At 34.4% G+C, this 23,176-nt stretch carries 30 protein-coding genes and 1 tRNA gene; 16 read left to right on the forward strand and 15 right to left on the reverse strand.

Annotated features, from left to right (window positions below; genetic code table 11):
• The first annotated feature begins 33 nt into the window (after window positions 1–33).
• From Q4Q55_RS01100 to Q4Q55_RS01115, 4 genes are read left to right on the forward strand one after another with little or no spacing between them, the layout of a single operon-like run.
• Entirely contained in the window at window positions 34–678 is a 645-nt protein-coding gene (locus Q4Q55_RS01100; RefSeq protein ID WP_303370977.1) for a DUF655 domain-containing protein, read from the forward strand.
• Window positions 679–686: 8 nt separating this feature from the next.
• Window positions 687–1,559, forward strand: coding sequence for a 16S rRNA (adenine(1518)-N(6)/adenine(1519)-N(6))-dimethyltransferase RsmA (gene rsmA / locus Q4Q55_RS01105; protein ID WP_303370978.1), 873 nt, complete (start codon window positions 687–689; stop codon window positions 1,557–1,559).
• 5 nt (window positions 1,560–1,564) lie between these two features.
• Window positions 1,565–2,149, forward strand: a complete 585-nt coding sequence (locus Q4Q55_RS01110) for a HemK2/MTQ2 family protein methyltransferase (RefSeq protein WP_303370979.1) — start codon at window positions 1,565–1,567, stop codon at window positions 2,147–2,149.
• A 13-nt stretch (window positions 2,150–2,162) separates the two neighbouring features.
• Window positions 2,163–2,321, forward strand: a complete 159-nt coding sequence (locus Q4Q55_RS01115; protein ID WP_303370980.1) for a hypothetical protein — start codon at window positions 2,163–2,165, stop codon at window positions 2,319–2,321.
• A gap of 9 nt (window positions 2,322–2,330) precedes the next feature.
• Here Q4Q55_RS01115 and dapF read toward each other — a convergent pair whose 3' ends face one another.
• Together dapF and lysA are read right to left on the reverse strand one after the other, a co-directional pair.
• Entirely contained in the window at window positions 2,331–3,191 is an 861-nt protein-coding gene (gene dapF, locus Q4Q55_RS01120) for a diaminopimelate epimerase (RefSeq protein WP_303370981.1), read from the reverse strand.
• A gap of 10 nt (window positions 3,192–3,201) precedes the next feature.
• The gene (lysA, locus tag Q4Q55_RS01125) at window positions 3,202–4,485 is read right to left on the reverse strand and encodes a diaminopimelate decarboxylase (protein ID WP_303370982.1); all 1,284 of its coding nucleotides are present in this window, start codon (window positions 4,483–4,485) and stop codon (window positions 3,202–3,204) included.
• Between the two features lie 129 nt (window positions 4,486–4,614).
• Here lysA and Q4Q55_RS01130 point away from each other — a divergent pair, with 129 nt between their 5' ends.
• Window positions 4,615–5,019, forward strand: coding sequence for an NUDIX domain-containing protein (locus Q4Q55_RS01130; protein WP_303370983.1), 405 nt, complete (start codon window positions 4,615–4,617; stop codon window positions 5,017–5,019).
• Here the strand turns inward: Q4Q55_RS01130 and Q4Q55_RS01135 are convergent.
• The 3 genes from Q4Q55_RS01135 to Q4Q55_RS01145 all read right to left on the reverse strand — a co-directional run bounded on the left by Q4Q55_RS01135 (window position 5,016) and on the right by Q4Q55_RS01145 (window position 7,276).
• Entirely contained in the window at window positions 5,016–5,717 is a 702-nt protein-coding gene (locus Q4Q55_RS01135; protein WP_303370984.1) for a hypothetical protein, read from the reverse strand. The two genes, Q4Q55_RS01130 and Q4Q55_RS01135, sit on opposite strands and share 4 nt — an antisense overlap.
• Window positions 5,718–5,744: 27 nt before the next feature.
• A complete protein-coding gene (locus Q4Q55_RS01140) occupies window positions 5,745–6,905 on the reverse strand; it encodes an acetylornithine transaminase (RefSeq protein ID WP_303370985.1) in 1,161 nt (386 codons plus the stop codon).
• A 140-nt stretch (window positions 6,906–7,045) separates the two neighbouring features.
• Window positions 7,046–7,276 (reverse strand): hypothetical protein, encoded by a 231-nt coding sequence (locus tag Q4Q55_RS01145; protein WP_303370986.1) that lies wholly within the window; start codon window positions 7,274–7,276, stop codon window positions 7,046–7,048.
• A 212-nt stretch (window positions 7,277–7,488) separates the two neighbouring features.
• On the opposite strand from Q4Q55_RS01145, the gene Q4Q55_RS01150 reads away from it, so the two are divergent.
• Together Q4Q55_RS01150 and Q4Q55_RS01155 are read left to right on the forward strand one after the other, a co-directional pair.
• Window positions 7,489–7,920, forward strand: coding sequence for a peptidylprolyl isomerase (locus tag Q4Q55_RS01150; protein WP_303370987.1), 432 nt, complete (start codon window positions 7,489–7,491; stop codon window positions 7,918–7,920).
• Between the two features lie 214 nt (window positions 7,921–8,134).
• Complete coding sequence (locus Q4Q55_RS01155; protein WP_303370988.1) at window positions 8,135–8,434, forward strand: hypothetical protein; 300 nt, start codon at window positions 8,135–8,137, stop codon at window positions 8,432–8,434.
• Between the two features lie 48 nt (window positions 8,435–8,482).
• Here the strand turns inward: Q4Q55_RS01155 and Q4Q55_RS01160 are convergent, their stop codons facing one another.
• From Q4Q55_RS01160 to Q4Q55_RS01195, 8 genes are all read right to left on the reverse strand, one after another.
• Window positions 8,483–9,850, reverse strand: coding sequence for an MFS transporter (locus Q4Q55_RS01160; protein WP_303370989.1), 1,368 nt, complete (start codon window positions 9,848–9,850; stop codon window positions 8,483–8,485).
• Between the two features lie 587 nt (window positions 9,851–10,437).
• On the reverse strand, window positions 10,438–10,614 hold the full coding sequence (locus Q4Q55_RS01165; RefSeq protein ID WP_303370990.1) for a hypothetical protein: 177 nt from the start codon (window positions 10,612–10,614) through the stop codon (window positions 10,438–10,440).
• A gap of 195 nt (window positions 10,615–10,809) precedes the next feature.
• Window positions 10,810–11,718 (reverse strand): DNA glycosylase, encoded by a 909-nt coding sequence (locus tag Q4Q55_RS01170; RefSeq protein ID WP_303370991.1) that lies wholly within the window; start codon window positions 11,716–11,718, stop codon window positions 10,810–10,812.
• Window positions 11,715–12,539, reverse strand: a complete 825-nt coding sequence (gene hisF, locus Q4Q55_RS01175; protein WP_303370992.1) for an imidazole glycerol phosphate synthase subunit HisF — start codon at window positions 12,537–12,539, stop codon at window positions 11,715–11,717. The genes Q4Q55_RS01170 and hisF overlap by 4 nt, the downstream gene beginning before the upstream one ends.
• 53 nt (window positions 12,540–12,592) lie before the next feature.
• Entirely contained in the window at window positions 12,593–12,754 is a 162-nt protein-coding gene (locus Q4Q55_RS01180; protein ID WP_303370993.1) for a preprotein translocase subunit Sec61beta, read from the reverse strand.
• Window positions 12,755–12,824: 70 nt separating this feature from the next.
• The gene (gene moaC / locus Q4Q55_RS01185) at window positions 12,825–13,292 is read right to left on the reverse strand and encodes a cyclic pyranopterin monophosphate synthase MoaC (protein WP_303370994.1); all 468 of its coding nucleotides are present in this window, start codon (window positions 13,290–13,292) and stop codon (window positions 12,825–12,827) included.
• Between the two features lie 5 nt (window positions 13,293–13,297).
• On the reverse strand, window positions 13,298–14,506 hold the full coding sequence (locus Q4Q55_RS01190) for a tRNA pseudouridine(54/55) synthase Pus10 (protein WP_303370995.1): 1,209 nt from the start codon (window positions 14,504–14,506) through the stop codon (window positions 13,298–13,300).
• Window position 14,507: 1 nt separating this feature from the next.
• Entirely contained in the window at window positions 14,508–15,857 is a 1,350-nt protein-coding gene (locus tag Q4Q55_RS01195) for a signal recognition particle protein Srp54 (protein WP_303370996.1), read from the reverse strand.
• A gap of 97 nt (window positions 15,858–15,954) precedes the next feature.
• On the opposite strand from Q4Q55_RS01195, the gene hpt reads away from it, so the two are divergent.
• From hpt to Q4Q55_RS01235, 8 genes are all read left to right on the forward strand, one after another.
• Window positions 15,955–16,524, forward strand: a complete 570-nt coding sequence (gene hpt, locus Q4Q55_RS01200; protein ID WP_303370997.1) for a hypoxanthine/guanine phosphoribosyltransferase — start codon at window positions 15,955–15,957, stop codon at window positions 16,522–16,524.
• Between the two features lies 1 nt (window position 16,525).
• Window positions 16,526–17,530, forward strand: a complete 1,005-nt coding sequence (gene dph2, locus Q4Q55_RS01205; RefSeq protein WP_303370998.1) for a diphthamide biosynthesis enzyme Dph2 — start codon at window positions 16,526–16,528, stop codon at window positions 17,528–17,530.
• 58 nt (window positions 17,531–17,588) lie between these two features.
• A complete protein-coding gene (locus tag Q4Q55_RS01210) occupies window positions 17,589–18,155 on the forward strand; it encodes an exosome complex RNA-binding protein Csl4 (RefSeq protein WP_303370999.1) in 567 nt (188 codons plus the stop codon).
• An 11-nt stretch (window positions 18,156–18,166) separates the two neighbouring features.
• Window positions 18,167–18,451, forward strand: coding sequence for a DNA-directed RNA polymerase subunit L (locus Q4Q55_RS01215; protein WP_368660127.1), 285 nt, complete (start codon window positions 18,167–18,169; stop codon window positions 18,449–18,451).
• A gap of 28 nt (window positions 18,452–18,479) precedes the next feature.
• Window positions 18,480–18,902: an NUDIX hydrolase gene (locus Q4Q55_RS01220; RefSeq protein WP_303371001.1), complete on the forward strand. Its 423-nt coding sequence runs from the start codon at window positions 18,480–18,482 to the stop codon at window positions 18,900–18,902.
• A 74-nt stretch (window positions 18,903–18,976) separates the two neighbouring features.
• A complete protein-coding gene (locus tag Q4Q55_RS01225) occupies window positions 18,977–19,288 on the forward strand; it encodes a transcription factor S (protein WP_303371002.1) in 312 nt (103 codons plus the stop codon).
• A 9-nt stretch (window positions 19,289–19,297) separates the two neighbouring features.
• A complete protein-coding gene (locus Q4Q55_RS01230) occupies window positions 19,298–20,275 on the forward strand; it encodes a topoisomerase IV (RefSeq protein WP_303371003.1) in 978 nt (325 codons plus the stop codon).
• 21 nt (window positions 20,276–20,296) lie between these two features.
• Window positions 20,297–20,370, forward strand: a tRNA-Arg gene (locus Q4Q55_RS01235).
• Here the strand turns inward: Q4Q55_RS01235 and Q4Q55_RS01240 are convergent.
• Complete coding sequence (locus Q4Q55_RS01240) at window positions 20,371–22,200, reverse strand: helicase C-terminal domain-containing protein (protein ID WP_303371004.1); 1,830 nt, start codon at window positions 22,198–22,200, stop codon at window positions 20,371–20,373.
• Window positions 22,201–22,295: 95 nt separating this feature from the next.
• Here Q4Q55_RS01240 and cobI point away from each other — a divergent pair, with 95 nt between their 5' ends.
• Window positions 22,296–23,000, forward strand: a complete 705-nt coding sequence (gene cobI, locus Q4Q55_RS01245; protein ID WP_303371005.1) for a precorrin-2 C(20)-methyltransferase — start codon at window positions 22,296–22,298, stop codon at window positions 22,998–23,000.
• On the opposite strand, the gene Q4Q55_RS01250 is transcribed toward cobI, so the two are convergent.
• The coding region (locus Q4Q55_RS01250; protein ID WP_303371006.1) for a 4-vinyl reductase at window positions 22,997–23,176 on the reverse strand (180 nt) is incomplete at its 5' end. The genes cobI and Q4Q55_RS01250 overlap by 4 nt on opposite strands.

Genomic DNA, 23,176 nt, shown 5'->3' on the forward strand with positions numbered 1-23,176 from the left:
AGATAATGAAAAAAACAATAGTGAAGTGATAACATGGATAATAAAAACAAAAAAGAAAAAGCACCAGCAGCAAAAAAAGAAGAATATGCTGTTGTACTTGACTATTTAAGTCGAGGGTATGTGAAATCTGACATGTCCAAATTTGGTGGAAAAGCCATTGCTCAAGCTATTGGTACAGAACAATTCACTTTACTAGAATTAGCTCCTAAGACTGGAGTGGATTTAGAAATCCAAGATACCGTATATATCGGAAAAGGTAAAAGAGACAAAGTATATAGGGTTCTTGGAAGATTAGATTATGAAAACTTAACCGCAACCAGCAGAATTGAATTAGAATATGCTATTCGCGATATTGTCGAAGCACAAGAAGAAAGATTTGTTGAATTTTTCAATAGTGCTGAAGCATTAAGTACCAGACTTCACACATTAGAGTTAATTCCTGGAATTGGTAAAAAATACATGTGGGAAATTATTGAAGCAAGAGAAGAAAAACCTTTTGAAAGTTTTAAAGAAATAACCGAAAGGCTTCCTACTTTAACTGACCCTGCAGGAATGATTGTGAAAAGAGTTCAACAAGAACTAGACACTTCAACCCCTAAGCGAGGAAAAAATAAATATAATATCTTTACTCAAGCTCCAAGAGCTCCAAGAGGCTCTCAGAGAAAACCAAGAAGATAAGTGATAAATTGAATAGTGATACCACCCAATCTTTATCTAAAATAACTAAAAATATTTTAAATCAACACGGGATTACATTAAATAAAAACCTTGGTCAAAATTACTTAATTGATAGAAATAAAAGAGATCAAATTATTAATTTTGGAAATATTGATAAAAATGATGTTGTTTTGGAAATAGGAACTGGGATAGGTACACTAACAATTGAACTTGCAAAAAAAGCTAAAAAAGTAATAGCAATCGAGCAGGATGAAGACATCTGTAAAATATTAGCCAAACGACTTAACGATGAAAAAATAGATAATGTAGAGTTAATAAATGATGATGCACTAAAAGTTGATTTTCCCAAATTCAATAAGATCATTTCAAACCTACCTTATCAAATTTCCTCACCCATCACATTTAAATTTTTAAATTATGATTTTGACTTGGCCATTCTAATGTATCAAAAGGAGTTTGCAGAGCGTATGAATGGTGAAGTCGGAAGCAAAAACTATTCCAGACTTTCAGCAATGTTATATTTCAAATGTGATGTTGAAACATTGACTGATGTAAGTTCCGAAAGCTTTATTCCAAAACCGAAAATCGACTCTATTGTTGTTAAACTTACACCGAAAGAGAATAAGATTACTGATATTGATTTTAAAACATATTCCAATTTTACAAAAGCACTATTTCAACATAGAAACAAGAAAATCAGAAATGCTCTGATTGATTCAAGACATATCATAAGCAATATTGATAAAAAAGTTCTAAAAGACAGATTGAACAGAATTGAATCTGATGAACTTAACGATTATCTCTCAAAAAGAGTAATTACGTTAAAGCCTGAAGAAATATTATTCTTATCAAAGGAATTGAACCCTATTTTTAATGAGTAGATACCATGCCGGATTTTATAATCAATACAGATGACAATGTTTACATTCCTGCGGAAGATAGCTATCTGCTTGCAGACAATTTGCTGATAAAAGAAAATCAAAGTGTTTTGGAGATAGGAACAGGATCAGGAATAGTCGCAATGTATGCATCTAAGTTAACGGATGAAATCACAGTAACAGATATCAATTTTGATGCCTGCCAACTTGCAGAGAAAAATTTCAAAGAAAATAACATTGAAAATATAGAAATATTATGGGGAAATCTATTTGAACCTGTAAAAAATAGAAAGTTTGATGTAATTTTATTTAATACTCCATATCTACCTACTGAAGATGACGAAGTTTTAGATGACACTATAAATTATGCATTCGACGGTGGATTAAATGGAAGGAAAGTTATAGAATTATTCTTAAATGAAGTGGGAAATCACTTAAATGATGGTGGGATTGTCCAACTGATTCAGTCTTCACTTTCCGGAAATGAAGAAACCCTAAACAAACTCGATGAGATGGGATTCATAGCTGAAATTGCGGCAAAAGAACATTTCTTTTTTGAGGATATCACATTAATTAATGCTTACAAAATTTAAAAAGGTGAAAAAAATGGAACAATGGAAAATGTCAATTTTAACAGGAGTAGCACTCATAGTTCTTGGAATAATATTCATGATACTTAGAAACCACATAAGCATTTGGTTAGTAATAGTGGTCGTATTGGGTATAATTGATATTATACTGGGAATAGTTAGAAAAAATAGATAATAAGGAGAATTAGTATTCTCCATCAAAAACAAGCTCTGCCGGACCTTCCATGAAGGCTCCAAGAGCATCTTCTTTTTCATAAACAGTGAATTTTAAGTCACCACCGGGCAAGTGAAGCAATATATCATCATCAAATAAGCCTAGTTTAAAGCCGGAAATGGCAGTAGATGTTGCTCCGGTTCCGCATGCAAGAGTTACTCCTGCACCCCTTTCCCAGGTAATCATTTTGCCCTCATTTTTAGAAATCACTTCAACAAAGTGCACATTGATCTTTTCAGGAAAGACTTCATGAGCTTCAATAGCAGGACCATACTTGTCAATGTCTATTTCATCAACATCATCAACAAAGATAATTGCATGAGGATTTCCAACACTGATAGCAGTCAAGTTGAATTTTGTATCCAATACATCCAGCTCACCATCTAAAAATTCTTCTTTATCACAAGTCATTGGAATTTCAGGAGTTTTAAATGTTGATAAGCCCATATCCACTTTAAATAGCACAGGTTCATCATTTTCCAATGTAATTTCTATTGTTTTAATCCCTGCCCTAGTTTCAACAGTCATTTTTTCCTGCTTTAAAATGCCTTTTCTGTATACGAAATCTCCAAAGCATCTTATACCATTACCACACATTTCAGCTTCGCTTCCATCCGGATTGAACATTCTATACCCTATGTCAGCGACTTCAGATGGTTCTACAAATAATACTCCATCCCCACCTACTCCAAAGTTTCTGTGGCATAATATTCTACATGCTTCAGGTTTATCGGCTTCAGGAATTACTTCTCCTTTACTTTCATCGATTATAGGGAAGTCATTTCCGATTCCATGCATTTTTGAAAATTTTAATCCTTTTAAATCTACCATATCAATCAACTTATTTTAGGTGTGGTGGAACTCTTTGTTTTGCGTATAAATCTTCGAAAGTTTCTTTTTCACGGACCAGATTGCATTTGCCGTCAGTTACCAATACTTCAGAAGCTAAAGGCCTTGAGTTGTAATTTGAAGACATTGTAAATCCATATGCTCCGGCATTTAATATGCCCAAAACATCCCCTTCTTCCACATCAGGCATAGGTCTGTCACGTGCAAACAAGTCTCCGGATTCGCATACATTTCCTGCGATATCCACTTCCTGAGTGTTTTCCGCATCCATTCTGCTTGCATCAACAATATGATGGTATGAATCATACATTGCCGGTCTGAGTAGTGTGTGGAAACCTGCATCAACACCTATGAATTTTCTGTAACTTTGTTTTATGCTGTTGACAGTTACAAGAAGTACGCTTGCGTCCCCAACAAGATATCTTCCAGGTTCCAAATACATTGTAGGATTTCCCATTCCGTATTGCTCTAATTTCTCTTTGAATAATCCGATGTTAACTTCTGCAAATTTATCCAAATCAACGATATTTTCTTCAGGAGTGTATGGAATACCAACACCTCCACCAAAGTCAACAAATTCAAAGTCGATTCCAGCTTCCTGGTGAACTTTTCCTGCAATATCCATTGTGGATTCAATAGCCAATTTGAATGGTTCAGGGTCCAAAATTCCAGACCCTATGTGGGAGTGCATACCGACAGGATTGAAACCTAATTCTTTAGCTAATGTATAAACTTCAACTGCTTCATTATCCATTATACCGAATTTACTCATCACCCCACCAGTAATGCAGTGATCATGATGTCCTGCACCGACCATTGGGTTTACTCTAAATGATATTTTTAAACCTTCCGGATCAACTACACTGGCCAGTCTTTTTAAAGCGGAAACGGAGTCTATGTTTAATACCGCACCTTCATCATGGACAAATTTTAACTCATCATTTGTGATGTTGTTTCCTGTAAAAAGGATTCTGTCACCAGAAAATCCAATCATTTTGGATATGTGAACTTCACCGGGAGACACTGCATCAATGCAGCATCCTTCAGATTCTAAAATTTTCATTACAGCAAGGTTAGTGTTGGCTTTACATGCATAGAATACTTTGAAATCAGGATAGTATTTTGTGAATGCTGAGTAAAATCTATTATAATTATCTCTTATTCTATTTTCATCAATTACATAGGTTGGAGTTCCGAATTCTTCTGCAATATCGATTGCATCTGCTCCACCAATATCCAAGTGGTTTTTTTCATTGACTTTAATATTTAAATCCATAATTAAAACTCCTAAAAAAGTTACATTATGTGTTTACATATTAACTTGATAATATTTATAATTAGTGAAGGAAGGGATTTTTCCGATTAAATTAATTAATATTAAAAAAATAACTAATATTGTGATAAAATGGACATACCATACGGACTTACTGTAAGAGGAATAATTAAAAACGAAAATGGCGAAATTCTGATCGTGAAAAGACATCCAAAATCAAGAACCGACCCTGAAATGTGGGAACTTCCAGGAGGCAAGGTGGAAAAAGGAGAATTTTTTGTTGATGCTTTAATCCGGGAAATAAAAGAGGAAACCAATTTGGATGCTGAAGTTGGAGACTTTGCTGAAGCCATCCAAAACGATTACATGCACAAAAGGACTGTGCAAATAATAATGTATTTAAAAGACATGACCGGCAACGTTGAAATAAGTGATGAACATACGGACTGGATGTGGGTGGATTTAGAAAAAATTAAAACATTGAATCTATCAAGTACACTGAAAAAAGTATTAGAAAAAAGAAAATGGAAGATTTAGTCAACCATCATGTGACTTACAATGGTTAAACTATCTCTTCTGCAGCTTGGGCAGGTTGAATTTTGATTAAGGTAATAAACTTCTTCACCGCAATCCGGACATATATCAAAATCACGGCGAATGAATATTGTTAAATCATTGGTGTGTTCATTGAGAATTTCTTTGATTTCAGAATCCGATAAATCTGCTTTATTTTCTGTGATAACAAATTTATTAATTTGTTTTTTACATTTTGAGCAGAAGTATCCATGATAGACCCCTGCAAATTTAAATGCCTCACCATTTGAGAAGTCATAATCGTCCTCACCAATATGGAATTCACCATCTATATCCAGTGCAAATGAATAGTCCGCTTTGGAAGGCAATTCCCCTCCACAGTTTAAACATTTTTGAAATGCATCATCAAATTGAATGATTTTTGAATTTTCACTGGACTGTTCGAGTAATTGAATTATTTCCCCATCCTCCATTTCGGAAGACTTTTTATAGATAATGAATTTATCTACGAATTTTTGACATTCATAACAGAAATATTTTGCAAAAAATCCCTTAACAGAAGCATTGGCACTTTCAGCAGATGTGGACATTACCAACGGTTTAATAATAACCTCACCTTTATCATCAATCCAAAATATTTTATCTATGGAAGTGTAAGTATATCCGCAGGTATTGCATAAGTATTCAACTTGTCTTGCCATAAAAAGACCTCCAAATTGATTGTTCAATTATAAAATTTCATCCAAAGCTTTTACAAATTCGTCTATGTCTTCTTTTGTAATTATTAATGGAGGTACAAATCTTAAAACATTTCCAGCAGTGCAATTAATTAAAAATCCTGCTTCACGAAGTTTATCGACATATTCCGCACCCGGTTTGGTTAACTCCAAGCCCACCATCAAACCTTTACCTCTTACATCGGCAATGATGTCCTTATCTAATTTTTTTAGCTCGTCAATGAAGTATTGGCCGACTTCATTAACATTATCCAAGATGTTTTCTTCATCAAAGGTATCTAAAATAGCGTTTGCCGCTGCACATACTAAAGGACCACCACCAAATGTGGTTCCATGATCACCAGGCACAAAAGCGCTAGCTACTTTTTCTGTTGCGAGAATTCCACCCATTGGAACTCCCCCACCAATTCCTTTAGCCATTGTCATGATGTCAGGTTTAACATCAAACAGTTCGTGAGCAAAAAGTGTTCCACATCTTCCAAAACCTGTTTGAACTTCATCTACGATAAATACAATATCTTTTTCATGGCAAAGCTCTTCAACTTGCTTGAGATAGTCAATATCCGGAACGTTCACTCCACCTTCACCCTGGATAGGTTCAACGATGATTGCAGCAGTATTTTCTGTAATTGCCTCTTTAATGGCATCAATATCATTATATGGAACGTTTATGAATCCCTGTGGCATCACCTGCTTGAATGGTTCGTGATATTCCTCATGACCGGTAGCTGCCAAAGTCATTATTGTTCTTCCGTGGAATGAATCCACAGTGGAAATTACTTCACTTTTACCTGTGTATTTTACAGCAAGCTTAATAGCTCCTTCATTTGCCTCAGCCCCGCTGTTTGCATAAAATATTCTGTCAAAATTGGTTTTATCAATTAATTTTTTAGCATAAATCAAAGCAGGTTCATTGTAATAAATGCTTGAAACGTGAATCAGCTTTTCAGCCTGATTTTGAATAGCCTTTACAAGTTTTGGGTGATTGTGACCTAATGCATTTACAGCTATTCCCGCAAACATGTCCAAGTACTCATTTCCATCGATATCTGTAACTCTTACCCCATTACCATGATCCAAAACCACAGGTTGTCTTGTAAAAGTGTTAATGAAATAATCATCTTCAATCTTAATCAATTCTTCAGTATTCATATTAAACCTCCATACATTATTTAATCATTAGTATTTTAAGATTTCATCTATTATAAATACTTCTACGAATTATCCAAATATCTAAAAAACAGCTAAGTTTCAAGCATTATTTAAAAAAAGAAAAAAATAGGATTTGTATTCTATTCACCGTTGACGGTTTTGACTTGTTTGTAAGTTGCATACAAGGAATAAATCCAAACAATGGAGACAAGCATTCCAAAGATTTGGTTTACCAAATATAACAATACATAACCGATTACAGCCAAGACAGCCAGAATGATACCTCTGTTTGTGTCTTCGGCATAGATTAAACCTAATCCTGACCATATGAATGAAAGAATCAATGCAATTATCATATTCTTATTAGCCATTGTAATTACCTCTTATAGTATTTAAATAAGTCATATTATTTAAAAATTAATATAAAGTGCAATAATATTTTTACATTACTTGAAATAGCATCTAACACATTTGCAATTTCCACAAAAAATTAGACCCAAAGCCAAAATATTTTCAAACACTGAAAACATATTTAACATAGAAGTAAATAATAGATTAAACTATATAATAATTAGGTGATAAAATGAAAGTCGCAATAATCGAAACTGACAAGGGAAACATTGAACTCGAACTGTTCCCAAATGAAGCACCTGGAACTGTAGCAAACTTTGAAAAATTAGCCAATGAAGGCTTTTACGATGGATTAACTTTCCACAGAGTAATCCCTAACTTCGTAATTCAAGGAGGATGCCCTATCGGTAACGGAACCGGAGGACCGGGTTACACCATCAAATGTGAAACCGAAGGAAACCCTCACAAACACGGTACTGGTGCATTATCCATGGCACATGCCGGTAAAGACACCGGAGGAAGCCAATTCTTCATTACCCACTCACCACAACCGCACCTGGATGGTGTTCACACCGTATTCGGTCAGGTTATCAAAGGCCAGGATGTTGTGAATGCAATCCGCCAAGGTGACAAAATGAATAAGGTCACCGTTGAAGAAAGATAAGTATTTATCTTTCCTTATTTTTTTATTTTTATTTCAAAATTGCTTTTACTTTGTAAAATTGACCTCATAATAAAGTAAAATTATAAATAGAGCCTCCAATATAATTGAAATTAAATTAAAAAGAAATTCTGGAGGCAAAATTATGAAACTTGTTATGTCTCAAAAATTGGAAATGCAAATTCCATAGGAAAATGCATACACCGGATTGACAACTATGGTAAATGACACTAATTTTGATAAATTAATAAAGAATTTTATTGGAAAACACAGTGAAATTATTGACTATATCCATGAAATTACACCATTACTCAACAATTACTTCCCAGATTATCCAAAAATTATTGAATTTTGTGAGGATTCCAAAACCAATAATTTAGATTTCATAATGATTTACATTAAAGGTTCTGTTTTTAATGAAGACTACAAAACATTGAAAAAATTTAAAAGAGAAGCATTGTATAGGTCAAAATATTCAAAAAACATTAACGGATCAGTGTGCGTGGAGTTATGGTAGTTATGGCTTAATTTTAATTTAAAAAATTAAATATTGCTGGTAAAAATCTTAAACTCCATCATTAGATTTAATCCCCACAAGAGAAGCGAATACAGACGCTATGCATAACACCACACAGATAATGCAGGTTATCTGACAGCTGCTTATCAGTAGAGGATAGTACTGCTCCACAATAGGAACATCACCCATCACGAATGCAAACACCAGTGTCAAAAGTCCCAAACTCATCGCCTGGCCAACCGTACGCATTGTTGCAACGGACGCTGATGCCACCGATGTGTCCTTTGGCGGAACTGAGCTCATTATGACATTCGTATTAGGCGGTGAAAACAGCCCGAATCCGATACCATAGATTATCATGGAAACGATTAAAAATTCAAGAGATGTTGCCTCATTTAAAAAGGAGAATAGGAATAATGATATTGTTCCAAGTCCCATTCCAATGGCTGCCAGGACCTGCGGAACATGCTTATCTGATAATCTGCCTGCAATCGGAGCAAGGATTACCTGACATAACGGTGCTGCAAGCAGGATTATTCCTGCAGTCTGTGAATCGTATCCTTTGACATACTGCAGATGGTAATTCAGGATTGTGGTAACTGCAAATGTGGCCAGATATGCACACAATGACGCGAAATTTGATGAAAGGAATTTACGATTTTTGAAAAACCTGATATCGAATACCGGATGAGTTTGCCTCAATTCTATTACTCCAAAAATCAGCAAAACAACTATACCCAAAACTGTCAATATCACTCCCAACGGCTGATTCAGTATTGTAAAACCATACATGAACAATACCATCCCAATACCGTATGTCAGTGCCCCCTTTGCATCGAGAGGCACGTTTTCAAATGTAATCCACTCTTCATCAACCTTGGTTAAAAGTAACACCAGAATGACAAGAAGGAATGGAACACCGAATAAAACTACAGATCTCCAGCCCAACTGATAATTCAGAACCCCCCCAAGAACCGGTGAAAGGGACAATGCAATATATACTCCAGTAATGGTTACTCCCAATGCCTTTCCCCTCTCTTCAGGGTCAAATACTGTTACAACCATTGCCATTGAAGTGACGTTGAAAAACGCCAGGGAAATCCCCAATACCAGACGGCACAATAAAAACTGCTCGGAAGAAGTTACAAGAATATTGAAAATGGATATGATAATAAACAATACGACACTTATGATTGTGACTTTTTTAAGACCATATTTTCCGGAAATCTGGCCTGCCGGAACGGACAATACTGCCACAACCAATAAAAAGATAATTACAGCCCAGTTCTGAACAATATTGCTCATGTGGAATTCTGCCGCTATTGACGGAATTACAACCATGACTGCATTTACGGCAAATACAGCGAAAAACGACAATACTGTACAGATTAAAAGGATTAAATTTTTCTTTTCCATTGTATGAATATTTGGCGTTTATAGAATATAAGATTATTTTTCTGTGTGTTGGACTAAAACAATATTGATTCCATTTGGATTAATGAATCTTGCCATATAACCTACCTGTGTTTTATTGAACTACCTCGACGTGTAGACGTCGAGGATTCTTACTTCACGAGCTGTAGATACTAATGTACCTAGATTTACCGTGCTATCGCCCCTGTTCCAGAGGTTCTTTATCATATTTTTTTTATAAAGATATTTGAGTCGTTGCCATTGACGATTGCATTTTTGAATGGGAAATCTGTTTTTGAAAAGTCTTTGATATATCATCGTTTAAAATCTTATTTGATTTTCTAAAAGCTGTCCGTTAATGTGAAATCGGCTAAATTAAAATTATAATTATGAAATTTATTTTGTTTAAATCTATGCTGATGTTAATTATTCTATAGGCAAAAAAAATACTTTACTTACAATTAAAATATTGACAGTACCAACAGGCATACACCCATCACAATATTCAAGTATTCCTTGATCTTATATCCCAAGAAAATTACTGTTAAACATAATATAATTTGAATTAACATTATCACTAGCTTTAACATTTAATAACCCCCCAAAAAAAGTTTTTTAATAAATGTAGGAAGTATTAATACTATCGAACTAGAAAAATATGAGTAAGTATTATGGGAAATTAATCCCCTAATATATCTCAGCAGGTTAAGTAATGCAGTAATCAACATTATGACTGCTGAGATGAATCTCATTTTTTCTTTGTCCATAGCAGCATCACCTCCTACGAAATACTTGTTTTATTTGTCCTTATATATAAATTTCAAGCAATATTATGCCTTAAAAATTGTTTTCACTTTGAAAAATTGCTTTGAAAAAACCATACTATTTAAATGTTTGCTTAAATTTAAAAATAAGATTAAAAAAAGATTCTTTTTAAAAGTTTAAAATAAGTTAATTTACAATTATTTTTTCAGTTTGCTCATCAATCCGGACATTCTCGCATAATGAAACATGTAGAGTTGAACATAACCTGCATTATCGCCGAACTCATCCATTCCAAACTCACGAACCTTTGAAACAGGAATATCCTTACCGTCAAAGTAGAGATGAGAAACAATACGTTTTATCCAAACATCTGAAGGAAACGCCTCCCTAAAGTTAAAACCGTAAAGCAAAATGCAGTCTGCAACCTTCGGACCGACACCCGGAACCTTTAAAATGGTCTCGAATGCTTCGTCATAAGACATTTTAGGAATTTCCGAAAGGTCCATTTCAAGTGTAAATATTTCTGAAGCCTTTTTCATATAGGGTGCTCTGTAACCAACCCCACATGATTTCAAGTTATTTCCAATACATTTTCCGCAAATCAACGATTCTTCATCGTCATCCTCATACAGATCCTGAATTATGGACTTGTCCGGAAAAGTATAGAAATCATCAAAATAGTTGTTTCCCCATTTACATTTCATATCGCTGATTGACTTTGTCCAGCGTTTGATGGAATTGTTGGCAGAACAAATCGATGATATGATGCATTCAAATTCATCCTTTGCTAAAAAAAGTCTCAAACCGCTGCAGAACTCGGACATCTCACAAAGCTCCGCCTGGTTGGACAAATACTTATAAAATTTATTTAAATCAAAATCCAAATCATAAATATACTTTAAACTAGAAACAGATTCCTTTTTAGAAACGTCCCCAGTAAAATCAAAATCAAGGTACTCTCTTGATTGTCTTACATCAAAAAGAACCGGCTTTTCATTGACGAATACGACTTCCCTAAATGAATCGTTAACTTGTCTCCAGGGAGGCTGTGAAGTCTGACCTGACAGTTGGGTCAATTCCAAATCGATTGGAGCTTTGATAATCATAAGCGAACAGCCACATTATTGTCTTTTAAGTACTCCTTAACGGTACCGATTGAATATTGGTTAAAATGAAAGATACTTGCTGCAAGGGCCGCTGAAACGTCAGTCTTTTCAAAAACTTCCAAAATATGTTTTGGCTCTCCAACACCGCCGCTGGCTATAACCGGAATGTCAACAGCATCATTGATTGTTTTATTAAGCTCAATGTCATACCCGTTTCGGGTTCCGTCACCATCCATACTGGTCAAGAGAATCTCACCTGCACCCAAATCCTGGCATTTCTGAGCCCATTTGATTGCATCAATTCCTGTAAATTCACGTCCGCCGTAAATGCTTGTATCAAACCAGCAATATCCCTTATCGGTTTCAATAACAATTTTGTCAGGTTCATCATCTGGATGTTCAACATATCTTCTTTTGGCATCTATTCCAATGACGACGGCCTGTGATCCGACGACTTTTGAAGCTTCAGTAAGCAATTCCGGGTTTTTAATGGCCGCAGTGTTTGTGGAACACTTGTCGGCACCTGCCTTAAGCATTTTGATGTAATCGTCAACCTTTCTTATTCCACCGCCGACACATATAGGCATGAAAACGTTTTCTGTAAGCCTGTCTATAACGTCAGCCATTGTCGCACGTCTTTCATGTGATGCTGTGATGTCCAATACAACAACTTCATCTGCTCCTTCCTCATAGTAACGGGTTGCCAGGTCTACAGGGTTTCCTGCATATTTAATCTGTTTAAATTCAACACCTTTTACAACCCTTCCCTCAGGAACCTGTAAATCACAATCTAGACATGGAATAATTCTTTTGGTCAACATAATATCTAATATAATAAAAAAAAGTAGTATTGTTTTTTGAAAAAACAATAATTTTAAGCAGAATATCTTAAAACGAAACAAAGTATTGCTAAAATGATTGTAGCAACAATAACATGTTCAGGAGAAAGTTTTGGGCCTACACTTTCTTCATCAAAATATCTTACTAAACCTGCACCTGTTTGAGGCATAGAAATCTTATTATCTTTTTTTGCCATAGTAATCTCCCTTTAAATTAATTCATAAAAATAACTATTATATAACTTTTATTTTCATGATATATAAACTTTATATTTTTTCCTTTTTGATAACTTGAATATCACTTATTCTTGTATCAGGATACTGTCCGTTCTCATCTTTCTCAACAGCTTTCACCATATCCCAGACTGTCAATAACGCAACGCTGACACCGGTGATAGCTTCCATTTCAACTCCGGTTTTGCCTAATGTATTGACTGCACAGGTAGCAATTATTTCTGTGTCTTTAACTTCAAAATCAAGTTCTATACCTGTCAAAGCCAAAGGATGGCAAAGGGGAATTATTGAAGAGGTGTTCTTGACTGCCTGTATTCCTGCAATTTGAGCAGTAGTCAAAACATTTCCTTTTTTTATTTCTTCATTTTGAATTAATTTGATTGTATTTTTATCTAAACATATTTTTCCGCTTGCAATTGCTCTTCTTTTCTGATCCGGTTTTGCGCCCACTTCAACCATGTGCACACCGCTATCTGTTAAATGTGTAAATTCATCTGCCATATTATCTACTTCTCACTTACTTCAATTACATCCAATTGTATGCATTTTGCCTTGACGCCTAAAATATCGCTGACGTTAGGCTGGCTTCTGCCGTCATCGCCTGAAATCAATTCTTTAATATAAAGACCGCCTTCAGTTTTAAGAGTCATTGAAAATCTTTTATCATCAATTATTTCATATGATGTGTTCAAAACGCTTTTTACACGAATCATGTCAGTTCTTCTTCTTAAAACTCTTTGGGGGGTTTGCTGGTTAATTTCACCAAGATTCAACAATTCCTTTAATTTATCTTCATCGTAATTATCTTCACATTCCACCAGTGCCTTATAGACTTTATAGGCATCAGGTGAAGATTGTTTAATTATTGCTTTTCTGCTTCTCTTGCAAACCTGCAGATTATGATAAGAAGTTTTACCCTCATTGATTTTATTAATTTTATCTTCAACAGATTTTAAATCCAGTTTCCTGATTTTCGGCTCTTTTATTTCAAGGACAAATTGTCTTCCTGAACCAAGCATCAAAACATCAATGTCTTCACGGCCGGCACCATGGAATTTGGCTTCTCTGCCTTTGGTTAACTTTAAAAAATGCTCAGAAATTAATTCTTCAACTGATTCAGGGTATTGTTTTCCTGTATAGTTGCACTCTTCACATCCCCGACCCTTACATTTGCTGCATGGCCATTTTGTCTGGGGAATGCCACGTTTGAATTTGTTGTATTTGCCTTCAATATACAGCGGATTGATTTGAATTCTTACTTTAGGCTCATCAATCAAATCAATGTTGAAAACAATATCTTGGCTTTCAAACTCAGCATCTTTATCAAAACGTTGCCAAATTCCAAGGCCAATTAACCTGTTAACTTCCTTTTTTATAGTCTCAACACTTAAATTAAATTGTGACGATAATTCTTCATCCCTTTTCTGGATATCCTTGCTGATTTTGGAACCTACCAGAAATGTGTCAAATTCAATGCCCAGTTTACTGATTTTTTCATCGATTTTTTCATATAGATTTTCATCGAGCTTATCAAATAGATTATCACAGATAACGCAACCTGCATCATCCAAATCAATATTCAGCTCCCCACATACTTTTTCGGCACGTTCAATATTGTTTGACCCGTCAATTGTTTTAGACAACTTACGGCCAAGACAATTTTTACAAATCTTACCATCAGTTGCATCCAAAATCTGTTTAGCTAAATCATACATGTTATCTGTTCATGAATTGTCCCATCATACGGTTCATTGCTCCGCCGCCCAAACGACCACCACGTCTTCCGATGCCCTTCATAGTCTTTTTAGTATTGTTATAATATTTTAAAAGCTCTTTAACCTCACTTTCATCGACCCCAGACCCTCTGGCTATTCTCTGAACACGGGATTGTTTAATGATTTTCGGATTCAGCATTTCTTCTTCAGTCATTGAGGACATCATAATCTTATATGACTCAATCTTTTCTTCAGTCATTTTGGAAGCTTCTTTAGGGATTTTGTTTCCCATACCCGGTATCATGTTCAATACCTGTTGCATAGGACCCATCTTGTTCATCATTTCGAACTGGTTTTTCATGTCCATTAATGTGAATTTACCGGTCAGCATGTTATTCATGGTTTTCTCAGCAATATCCTCATCAATATTTTCCTCAGCCTTTTCTATGAGGCTTTGAAGGTCACCCATACCGAGCAATCTTGAAATAAATCTTTGAGGGTCAAATAATTCAAAGTCATCCACTCTTTCACCTGTACCGATGAATTTGATTGGAGCACCGGTTTCGGCTACAGCTGACATTGCTCCACCACCTTTAGCAGAACCGTCCAATTTTGTAATGATGATTGACCCGATGTCGGTTGCCTGTGAAAATGCTCTTGCCTGTTCACCAGCCTGTTGACCGATTGTTCCATCAATTACCAGAATGGCTTCAGTCGGATTGATGATGTTATCCAATTCATCCATTTCAGCAATTAAATCTTCTTCCTGCTTATGTCTACCTGCAGTATCGAAGATGATAACTTTTCTGTTTTTGAATTCCTGCAAACCTTTTTGAGCCAAATCAAGAGCATCCTTATTATTCGGATCACCATATAACGGAACATCCATCTCCTCTGTAAGCTGCCTTAATTGTTCATATGCAGCCGGCCTCCATGTGTCTGTACAAACAACCGCCGGATTGAAACCTTTTTTCTGCAGATATCTGCATAACTTACCAATGGTAGTTGTCTTACCACTACCCTGCAGACCCAGGAATAAGATTTTATAAGGCTTTTGGTTAATGTCCAGACCTGCAGCCTCACTGCCTAAAAGATTTACCATTTCCTCATAGATAATTGTTATTACATGTTCTCTTGGAGTAATACCTTTTGGCGGTTCCTCTTCAAGAGCCCTGTTTTCAATTTTTTTTGATAAATCTAAAACTAATTTAATATTAACGTCAGATTGAATTAAAGCACGTTGTATATCTTTTACAACTTCTTTTATTGTCTTTTTATCAATAACAGACATTCCCACTAATTTTTTCATAGTATTAGTAAGATTTTCTCCTAAACTTCCAAGCATTGCCATTGTAATCACTTTAATAATAATTCATTTTAGCAAAATTATATAATTGTATTAAATTATATTTATATTTAATAAGTTTTTATAATTTGTGTGTGATACCATGTTAGAAGAAGTAAAGAAATCATTGGAAGCGTCCCCTATTGTGAAGAAAGGAGATTATAATTACTTTGTAAATCCTATAAGTGACGGAGTTCCTGCAATGGATCCTAAAATGCTTAGGGAATTATCCCTAGCAGTTTATAAACATGCCGATTTAAACATTGACAAGATTGTTGCTGTCGAAGCCATGGGAATACATTTGGCTACTGCACTATCTCTTGCAACAGACATTCCGTTTGTCGTAATCCGTAAAAGACAATATGGCCTCGAAGGAGAAAAAGAAGTATATCAGAAGACAGGCTACGGCTCATCAGACCTCTATATTAATGACTTACATCCAGGCGAAAGGATATTGCTCATCGATGATGTGGTAAGTACCGGAGGAACATTCATCGCATTGCTCAACACCTTAAAGGATTTAGGTCTGGAAATCAAATCCGCTGTTGCCGTGATTGAAAAGGGCGACGGGAAAAAGAAAGTTGAAGAGGAAACCGGCGTGGAAATATTGTCCATCGTTAAACTGGACGTCATCGACGGAAAAGTAGTAATTGAAAAGACAATCGAAGATTAAAATGTCAATGTATAATATGGATTTGGACAAGGTAATCCGCAAGATTAATTCCAAAAACGCAGAAACCGTTGGCCTGCAGTTTCCCGAAGGATTGAAAATGCAGGCGGTGAAGATTGCCCGTGCAATCGAAAGTGAAACCGAAGCCACCGTCATAATATCAGGAGACCCCTGCTTCGGAGCGTGCGATGTTAGCGACTACAAGATGAAAGGTTCCGTTGACCTGATTGTCCACTACGGACACACGCCGCTTCCCCTAAAGTATGAGGTTCCCACAATTTTCATTGAAGCATTTTCAAACATTGACATCAAAAAGGATTTGGAGAAGTCACTGGATGTTCTGAAGGATTACTCGAAAATAGCATTAGTGACTACAACACAACATCTGCATCTTTTAAATGAAATAAAGGATTTTTTAGAAGATAATGGAAAAGAAGTGGTTCTTGGATCTTCAAAATCAACCAGGAAAGGACAAGTGCTTGGATGCAACTTCTCATCAATCAAGAATCTGGATGCTGAAATATTTCTATTCATAGGCAGTGGAAATTTCCACCCATTAGGAATTAATCTATTTACAAACACTCCTGTTTTAGCTCTTGATCCGTACAATAGTGAAATTAGAAGAATGGATGAATATGCAGACAGAATCCTGAGAATAAGGTTTGCCAGAATAACAAAGGCAAGAAGCGCTAAAAAATGGGGAATTATCGTATCATCGAAGGAAGGACAATACAGAATGGCTCTTGCAAAAGAAATTAAAAAAACTCTTGAAGAAAAAGGAATGGAAGCTTATATAATATTGGCAGATAATGTAAATCCAGATATACTCCTACCCTATTTGGAATTAGAAGCGTTTGTTGTAAGCGCTTGTCCAAGAATCGCTATTGATGATTCGCAGATGTATAAAAAACCATTATTAACACCCCAAGAGTTAGAAATTGTATTGGACAAAAGAGAATGGAAAAACTATCAACTTGACGAAATATTATTCCATGAGAGATACAAATAATTTAAATAGTAATATAAATAAAATTATTTTATTAAATCTTTATTTTGGTGATTTTAATATGAGTATAGAAGAAGAACAAATTGTAATGCCTGGAGATAAACTTGGAATCGTAGAACAATATCTTCCGGGAGAAGGTACTTATGATGATAATGGTGAAATAAAATCATCAGTACTTGGTAATGTTAAAATTAATCAAAAAATGAAGGTTATATCTGTTGATTCAGATGCCAAACCAGCTTTATTAAAAGTTGGAGACATTGTTTATGGACAAATTACTGATATTAAACCTCAAAGAGCTAATGTAAATATTGAATGTATAAAAGACAATGCAAGACCTTTAGCATTACCATATATGGGAGCTATCCACATATCACAAGCAAAAAAAGATTACTTGGAAAAATTATCTGATGCATTTAGAATAGGAGACATCGTTCAAGCAAAAGTAGTTAAAATTACTGGAGATAATGTTGATTTAGGTACTGTAGATGATGATTGTGGAGTTCTGAAAGCCATGTGTACTCGTTGTAGAGATTTCATGCACACAACCAAAAAGCAAAATGAACTTCAATGTAATACATGCAATAAAAAAGAAAAAAGAAAAGTTTCTAAAAACTACATTGATTAATTAAGGTTGATATAATGGATGAGAATTTTAAAATTATTGAAGAAAAAACATTAGAATTAACATTTAGAGTAGAAGATGAAAGTCATGGCGTTTTTAATGCACTTAGACACATTTTAATGCAAAACCCTGATGTTGAATATGCTGTTTATAATATTGATCACCCTCTTACTGGAAAACCAGAAATGACCATCAAAACAAAAAGAGGAAAAAGGCCAAGAATAGTATTAAAACAAGCTGCAGAAGAACTTCAAAAAGAAAGTTCTGAATTTAAAAAACTTATTGACGAAGCTTTATAGCTTCATTATTCATTTTTTAAGTGGTTAAATGAGCGAATATAAAATTCCTTCAATCACTACTGATATATTTATTTTTGATGATGATTTTAATTTTATTTTAATTAAAAGAAAAAACAATCCTTTTAAAAATCAGTGGGCAATACCTGGAGGATACGTCGAATATGGGGAAACTGTAGAAAATGCAGCCATAAGAGAAGCAAAAGAAGAGACTAACATCGATGTTGAACTTATAGACTTGGTGGGAGTATATTCCAAACCGAATAGAGACCCAAGAGGTCACTCTATAACAATAGCTTATACAGCAAGAGGAAATTTTAAAGATATGAAAGCAGATAGTGATGCAAAAGAAATAGCCATATTTTCATTTGAAAAATTAGATGAAATTGAACTTGCATTCGACCATGAAATAATTATCAAAGATTGTTTAAATAAAGCTAAAACTACTTTTTAAGGTATATATTTAAATATATTAAAAAAAAGATTACATAGATAAGAGGGATTAATAAGTTATAGAGGAGGAGTTAAATGGAATTTTGTCCAGAATGTGGAGCAATGATGCTTCCTAACAATGGCATTTTAAAATGTAATTCATGCGGATATTCTAATGAACTTGACAATACCGAAGAATATAAAGTTTCAGAAGAAATTGAAGAACATGAGAATGTTAAAATGCTTGGTGAAGTTGATGATATGCGTTCAACCATAAAAGAAACCTGTCCTGAATGTGGGCATGATGAAGCTTATTATGAATTAAAGCAAACCCGTAGTGCCGATGAAGCACCTACACGTATTTTTACATGTGCCAAATGTAAACATACCTGGAGAGCCTATCACTGAGGTCTTTTTATGAAAGATTCTAAAGAAAAAGAGCATAGGATTTCTAATCTCAAAGAAATGATTAATTCTGTTAAAGATGAAGATATCAGCAATATTGAAGATATTGAAGAAGATAGTGAATTAATTAATTATTTAAATGAGAATCACGACTATGGCGATTTAGAAATTGATGATGAATTTATTTATCGCCCTGACGACAATGAAGACTATGCAGTTAATTTGGAAGAAAACCCAATTGATGAAGAGTTTCTTATTAAAACACCTAATGAAAGTGAAAATTCTGAAGAGAATTCTGAAATGGACGATGTCGGCGATGCCATTACCGGAGAAATAAGTGAAAGCTTCGATAACATAATGAATGCTAAAATTGGCAGAACCCCCGTTTTAGGAGTTGTAAGCACTATTTTAGGATTAATCTTTATCGTTTTAGCTGCAATAACTTTCAATTCCCGCAGTGATAAAATTGTAGACAATGTTATTTCAGGAGAAAACAGTTTTATTGTTGTAATATTCATCATACTTGGTTTATTACTTTTAATTTATGGATTATACAGAGTTATCGGATTTAAAAATCCTCTGTCAAATATTTCAAATAGTATTGACTCCATTGAAAATGAAGATCAAAACGAAAGCGAAAAAATGGAAAATGATGAAAATATAATTCCAAAAAGCAACATTCCATTGGACAAGGAATCCTACAAAATAGGTGAATTCGATTTCGATGATTTAAAAAATAATCTTAAAAAACCAAAAACTGTTTTTAAAACCAAAACCGCACCAATTGAAGAAAATATTGAGGACATTCCTCCGGCACGTGAAAAACCTAAAGAGAAAAAAGGTTTGACTGCTGAAGAAATAGAAGAAATAGAATATGAACAGGTAATACTTGAAAACGAATCTATTGACGATATTTTCGCTGAAGTTGAAGACATTGAAGATATTCCCATAATTTCCATCGATTCCAAAGAAGGTAAAAATGAGGAATAACTTTTATTATTTTTATTTTATGGGCCTGTAGTCTAGTCAGGAATGACGCAGGACTTCGGATCCTGAGATCGGGGGTTCAAATCCCTCCAGGTCCGCTAATTTTTAATCCTAACTACCGCTTCTTTGAAAAAGTCAGGTATTAGAGATCTGTACATTGGGCTTTTGAATAGCATATTAATATCACTATCAATAATATAGGTGTAACATGAATCATCTTCTGCCCTCATTCCACGGCCGTAGGCCTGCATAAGAGTCATTACAGTTTTATAAGCATACCATTTTTTATCCCGTTTCATTCGCATATTTACTTGCTTATCGCCAAGATATGGGAAAGGTATTTTATAGATAACCTGAAATCTGCATTTATCATACGGTAAATCCACACCTTCACTCATTGAAGGCGAAACTAAAACTAGAGGATTCTCGTCTTTTTCAAATAAATTCAATATCTGCTCCCTGTTTTGTGGTGTGTGAGATATTAAACGTGAATTGTACAAATTATTGGTAATATACCTTTGGCATTTGTAACTATGTGTGTGAATTAATCCTTTGTCTCCCTCATGCTTTTTTAATATTTCTTGCAGAATAGGTATTGTTTTAGGAGCAGTATTTTTAATCCTATTTGCAGACATCTTGCCGGCCAGATTGAGAATTATAGGCCGTTTTTCTTTTGTAAATGGACTATCTACCTTAATATGATAAACTTCAGCGGGATTTAACCCTAACCATTTGGAAAACATTTTATGAGAAAGGATTGTTGCACTCATAAAAATAACAACATCCCCGTACTTCAATAAATTATTTTTAGCATAATGATGAACTCTTAACGGTTTAAATGTGACTCCAAATTCATCACTATCAATGACCCAATTTCCAGGTTCTTTTTCAAGATTGTCCCTAAGAGTTTTTAGTCTTGAAATTGTTGATTTAATCCTGTCTGCTTTATTTTTAGTTACATTTTTTAAATCAATATCCCCATAACTCTCCCCAATAGCTTCTATTTCCATTTTCCAATCTTCAAGTTCACCATCTTTTAATGTTTGTGGAGAAATTGCCTTATTAATATCTTTTTCAAGAGTCCTATTGTATAGAGTAACTTCCATAGTTGCCATCAATTTGTTTTCAATATTGTGTGCTTCGTCTAAAATCAATAAAGAACGAGTCCCAAAATGCTTAACGTAATTTAATTCCACTATGGCATAATCATAGTTCATTAATGTAATGGGAGAGTTTATTGCATTAGCTTTTTGATTCCAGTAATGACAGTGGCTACCAGATTGATAAAAAATAGTTCCGCCAAATGAATCCTCAAAAGCTAATTCTGCATCCAAAGTTGGATTTTTAGCAACACCATATTGGCAGAAAAAATTGCTTGATGTAGGTGTTGTTTTGCAGGTACCCATGTCACAGGTAGTTTCCAAATTATCATTCAAACAGGCAAAATTGCCTCTGCCTTTTACTAATGGAAAATCAAATTCATCAGAGTATTGTGACTGCAATTGCTTTGTCATTGTTAAAATATATGCGGATTCATACATTTTAGCCAAAGTTGTAGCTATTGCGGATTTGCCTGTACCTGTGCCCGCTTCCAATATGATATACTTATACCCTTTTCTGATAGCATCATTAATATCCTGAATGATATCCAACTGTCCCACTCTGGGACGTTCAAACGGAAAATTTTCAATAATCTCATCATCAATATTTGGGTAGATTTCTTTTAGATATGCGATTGTACCTTCATCTAACTTATGGTCATCCACGGAATACACTTCAGGAATCTCATCATCTAAAATTGAAGAAGTAATTTTTTTAGAAAAACTAAATAAATTAGTTGGACCTTTAGTTTTCTTTTTACCGCTTGTTTTACAAGTACAATTACTTTTAAGCATACCACAATTTGGACAAAAAATAGAATTAGACATTAAGATTATATTAGTTAATATACTATAAATAAATTATAGAAAGAGCATTTGAAAAATAATTATCAAATTAAATAATTCTTAAATAAAGTGATTATATGGAAAAAAAAGGAAAACTGATAGGAATTGGTGTTGGACCTGGAGATACAGAACTACTTACTTTAAAAGCGGCTAATGTTTTAAAAACTGTACCCGTCATTTTCTCACCGAAATCCTCAAAAGAAAAAGAAAGCATTGCATTATCTATTGTAAGACCAATACTTGAAGAAAGAAAAGATTACAAAAGATTAATGATTGTGGCACCAATATTCCCAATGATTGAAGATAAAGAGGAACTTGAAAAAGTTTGGACAAGCGCATCAGAAATGATTGCCCAATACTTAGACAGCGGAAGGGATGTGGCATTTATAACTCTTGGAGACAGTTCAATATTCAGTACATATTCATATGTGCAAAAAAGATTAGCTGGAAGATACGAAATTGAAACAATCCCTGGAATCACATCATTTACTGCCTGTGCTGCCGCTAAAAACGAAGCACTTGTTGAACAAAATGACATCTTGACTATCGTTCCTAAAATTGATGAACGATTATCAGAAGTATTGGAATATAGTGATTCTGTTGTATTAATGAAAGCTTCCAGAAATACAACTGACCTGGAAAAAACCATCGAAGAAAAAAATAGGCCTAAAGAAATTTATTCCGTGCAAAACTGCACTAGAGAAGATGAAAAGATTATTAAAGGATTTTCTAATGAAAAACCTTATCTTACAACAACAATTATAAAATTTAATGATGATTAGTAATTTTTGATAGGCAGAGGCTCTACCTCAAAAACACACTTTTCATCACCCATAGTGTAACATTGAGTTTCAATTACACTGACTGGTAACTTGAAGTATTGTGAAAATAATGCTTCAAAAATTCCAGTATCTAAAAAACATGCAGGCTTACCAGTCTTCGGAAGCAGTTCACATTC

The organism is Methanobrevibacter sp. (assembly GCF_030539555.1).
Taxonomy (GTDB): domain Archaea; phylum Methanobacteriota; class Methanobacteria; order Methanobacteriales; family Methanobacteriaceae; genus Methanocatella.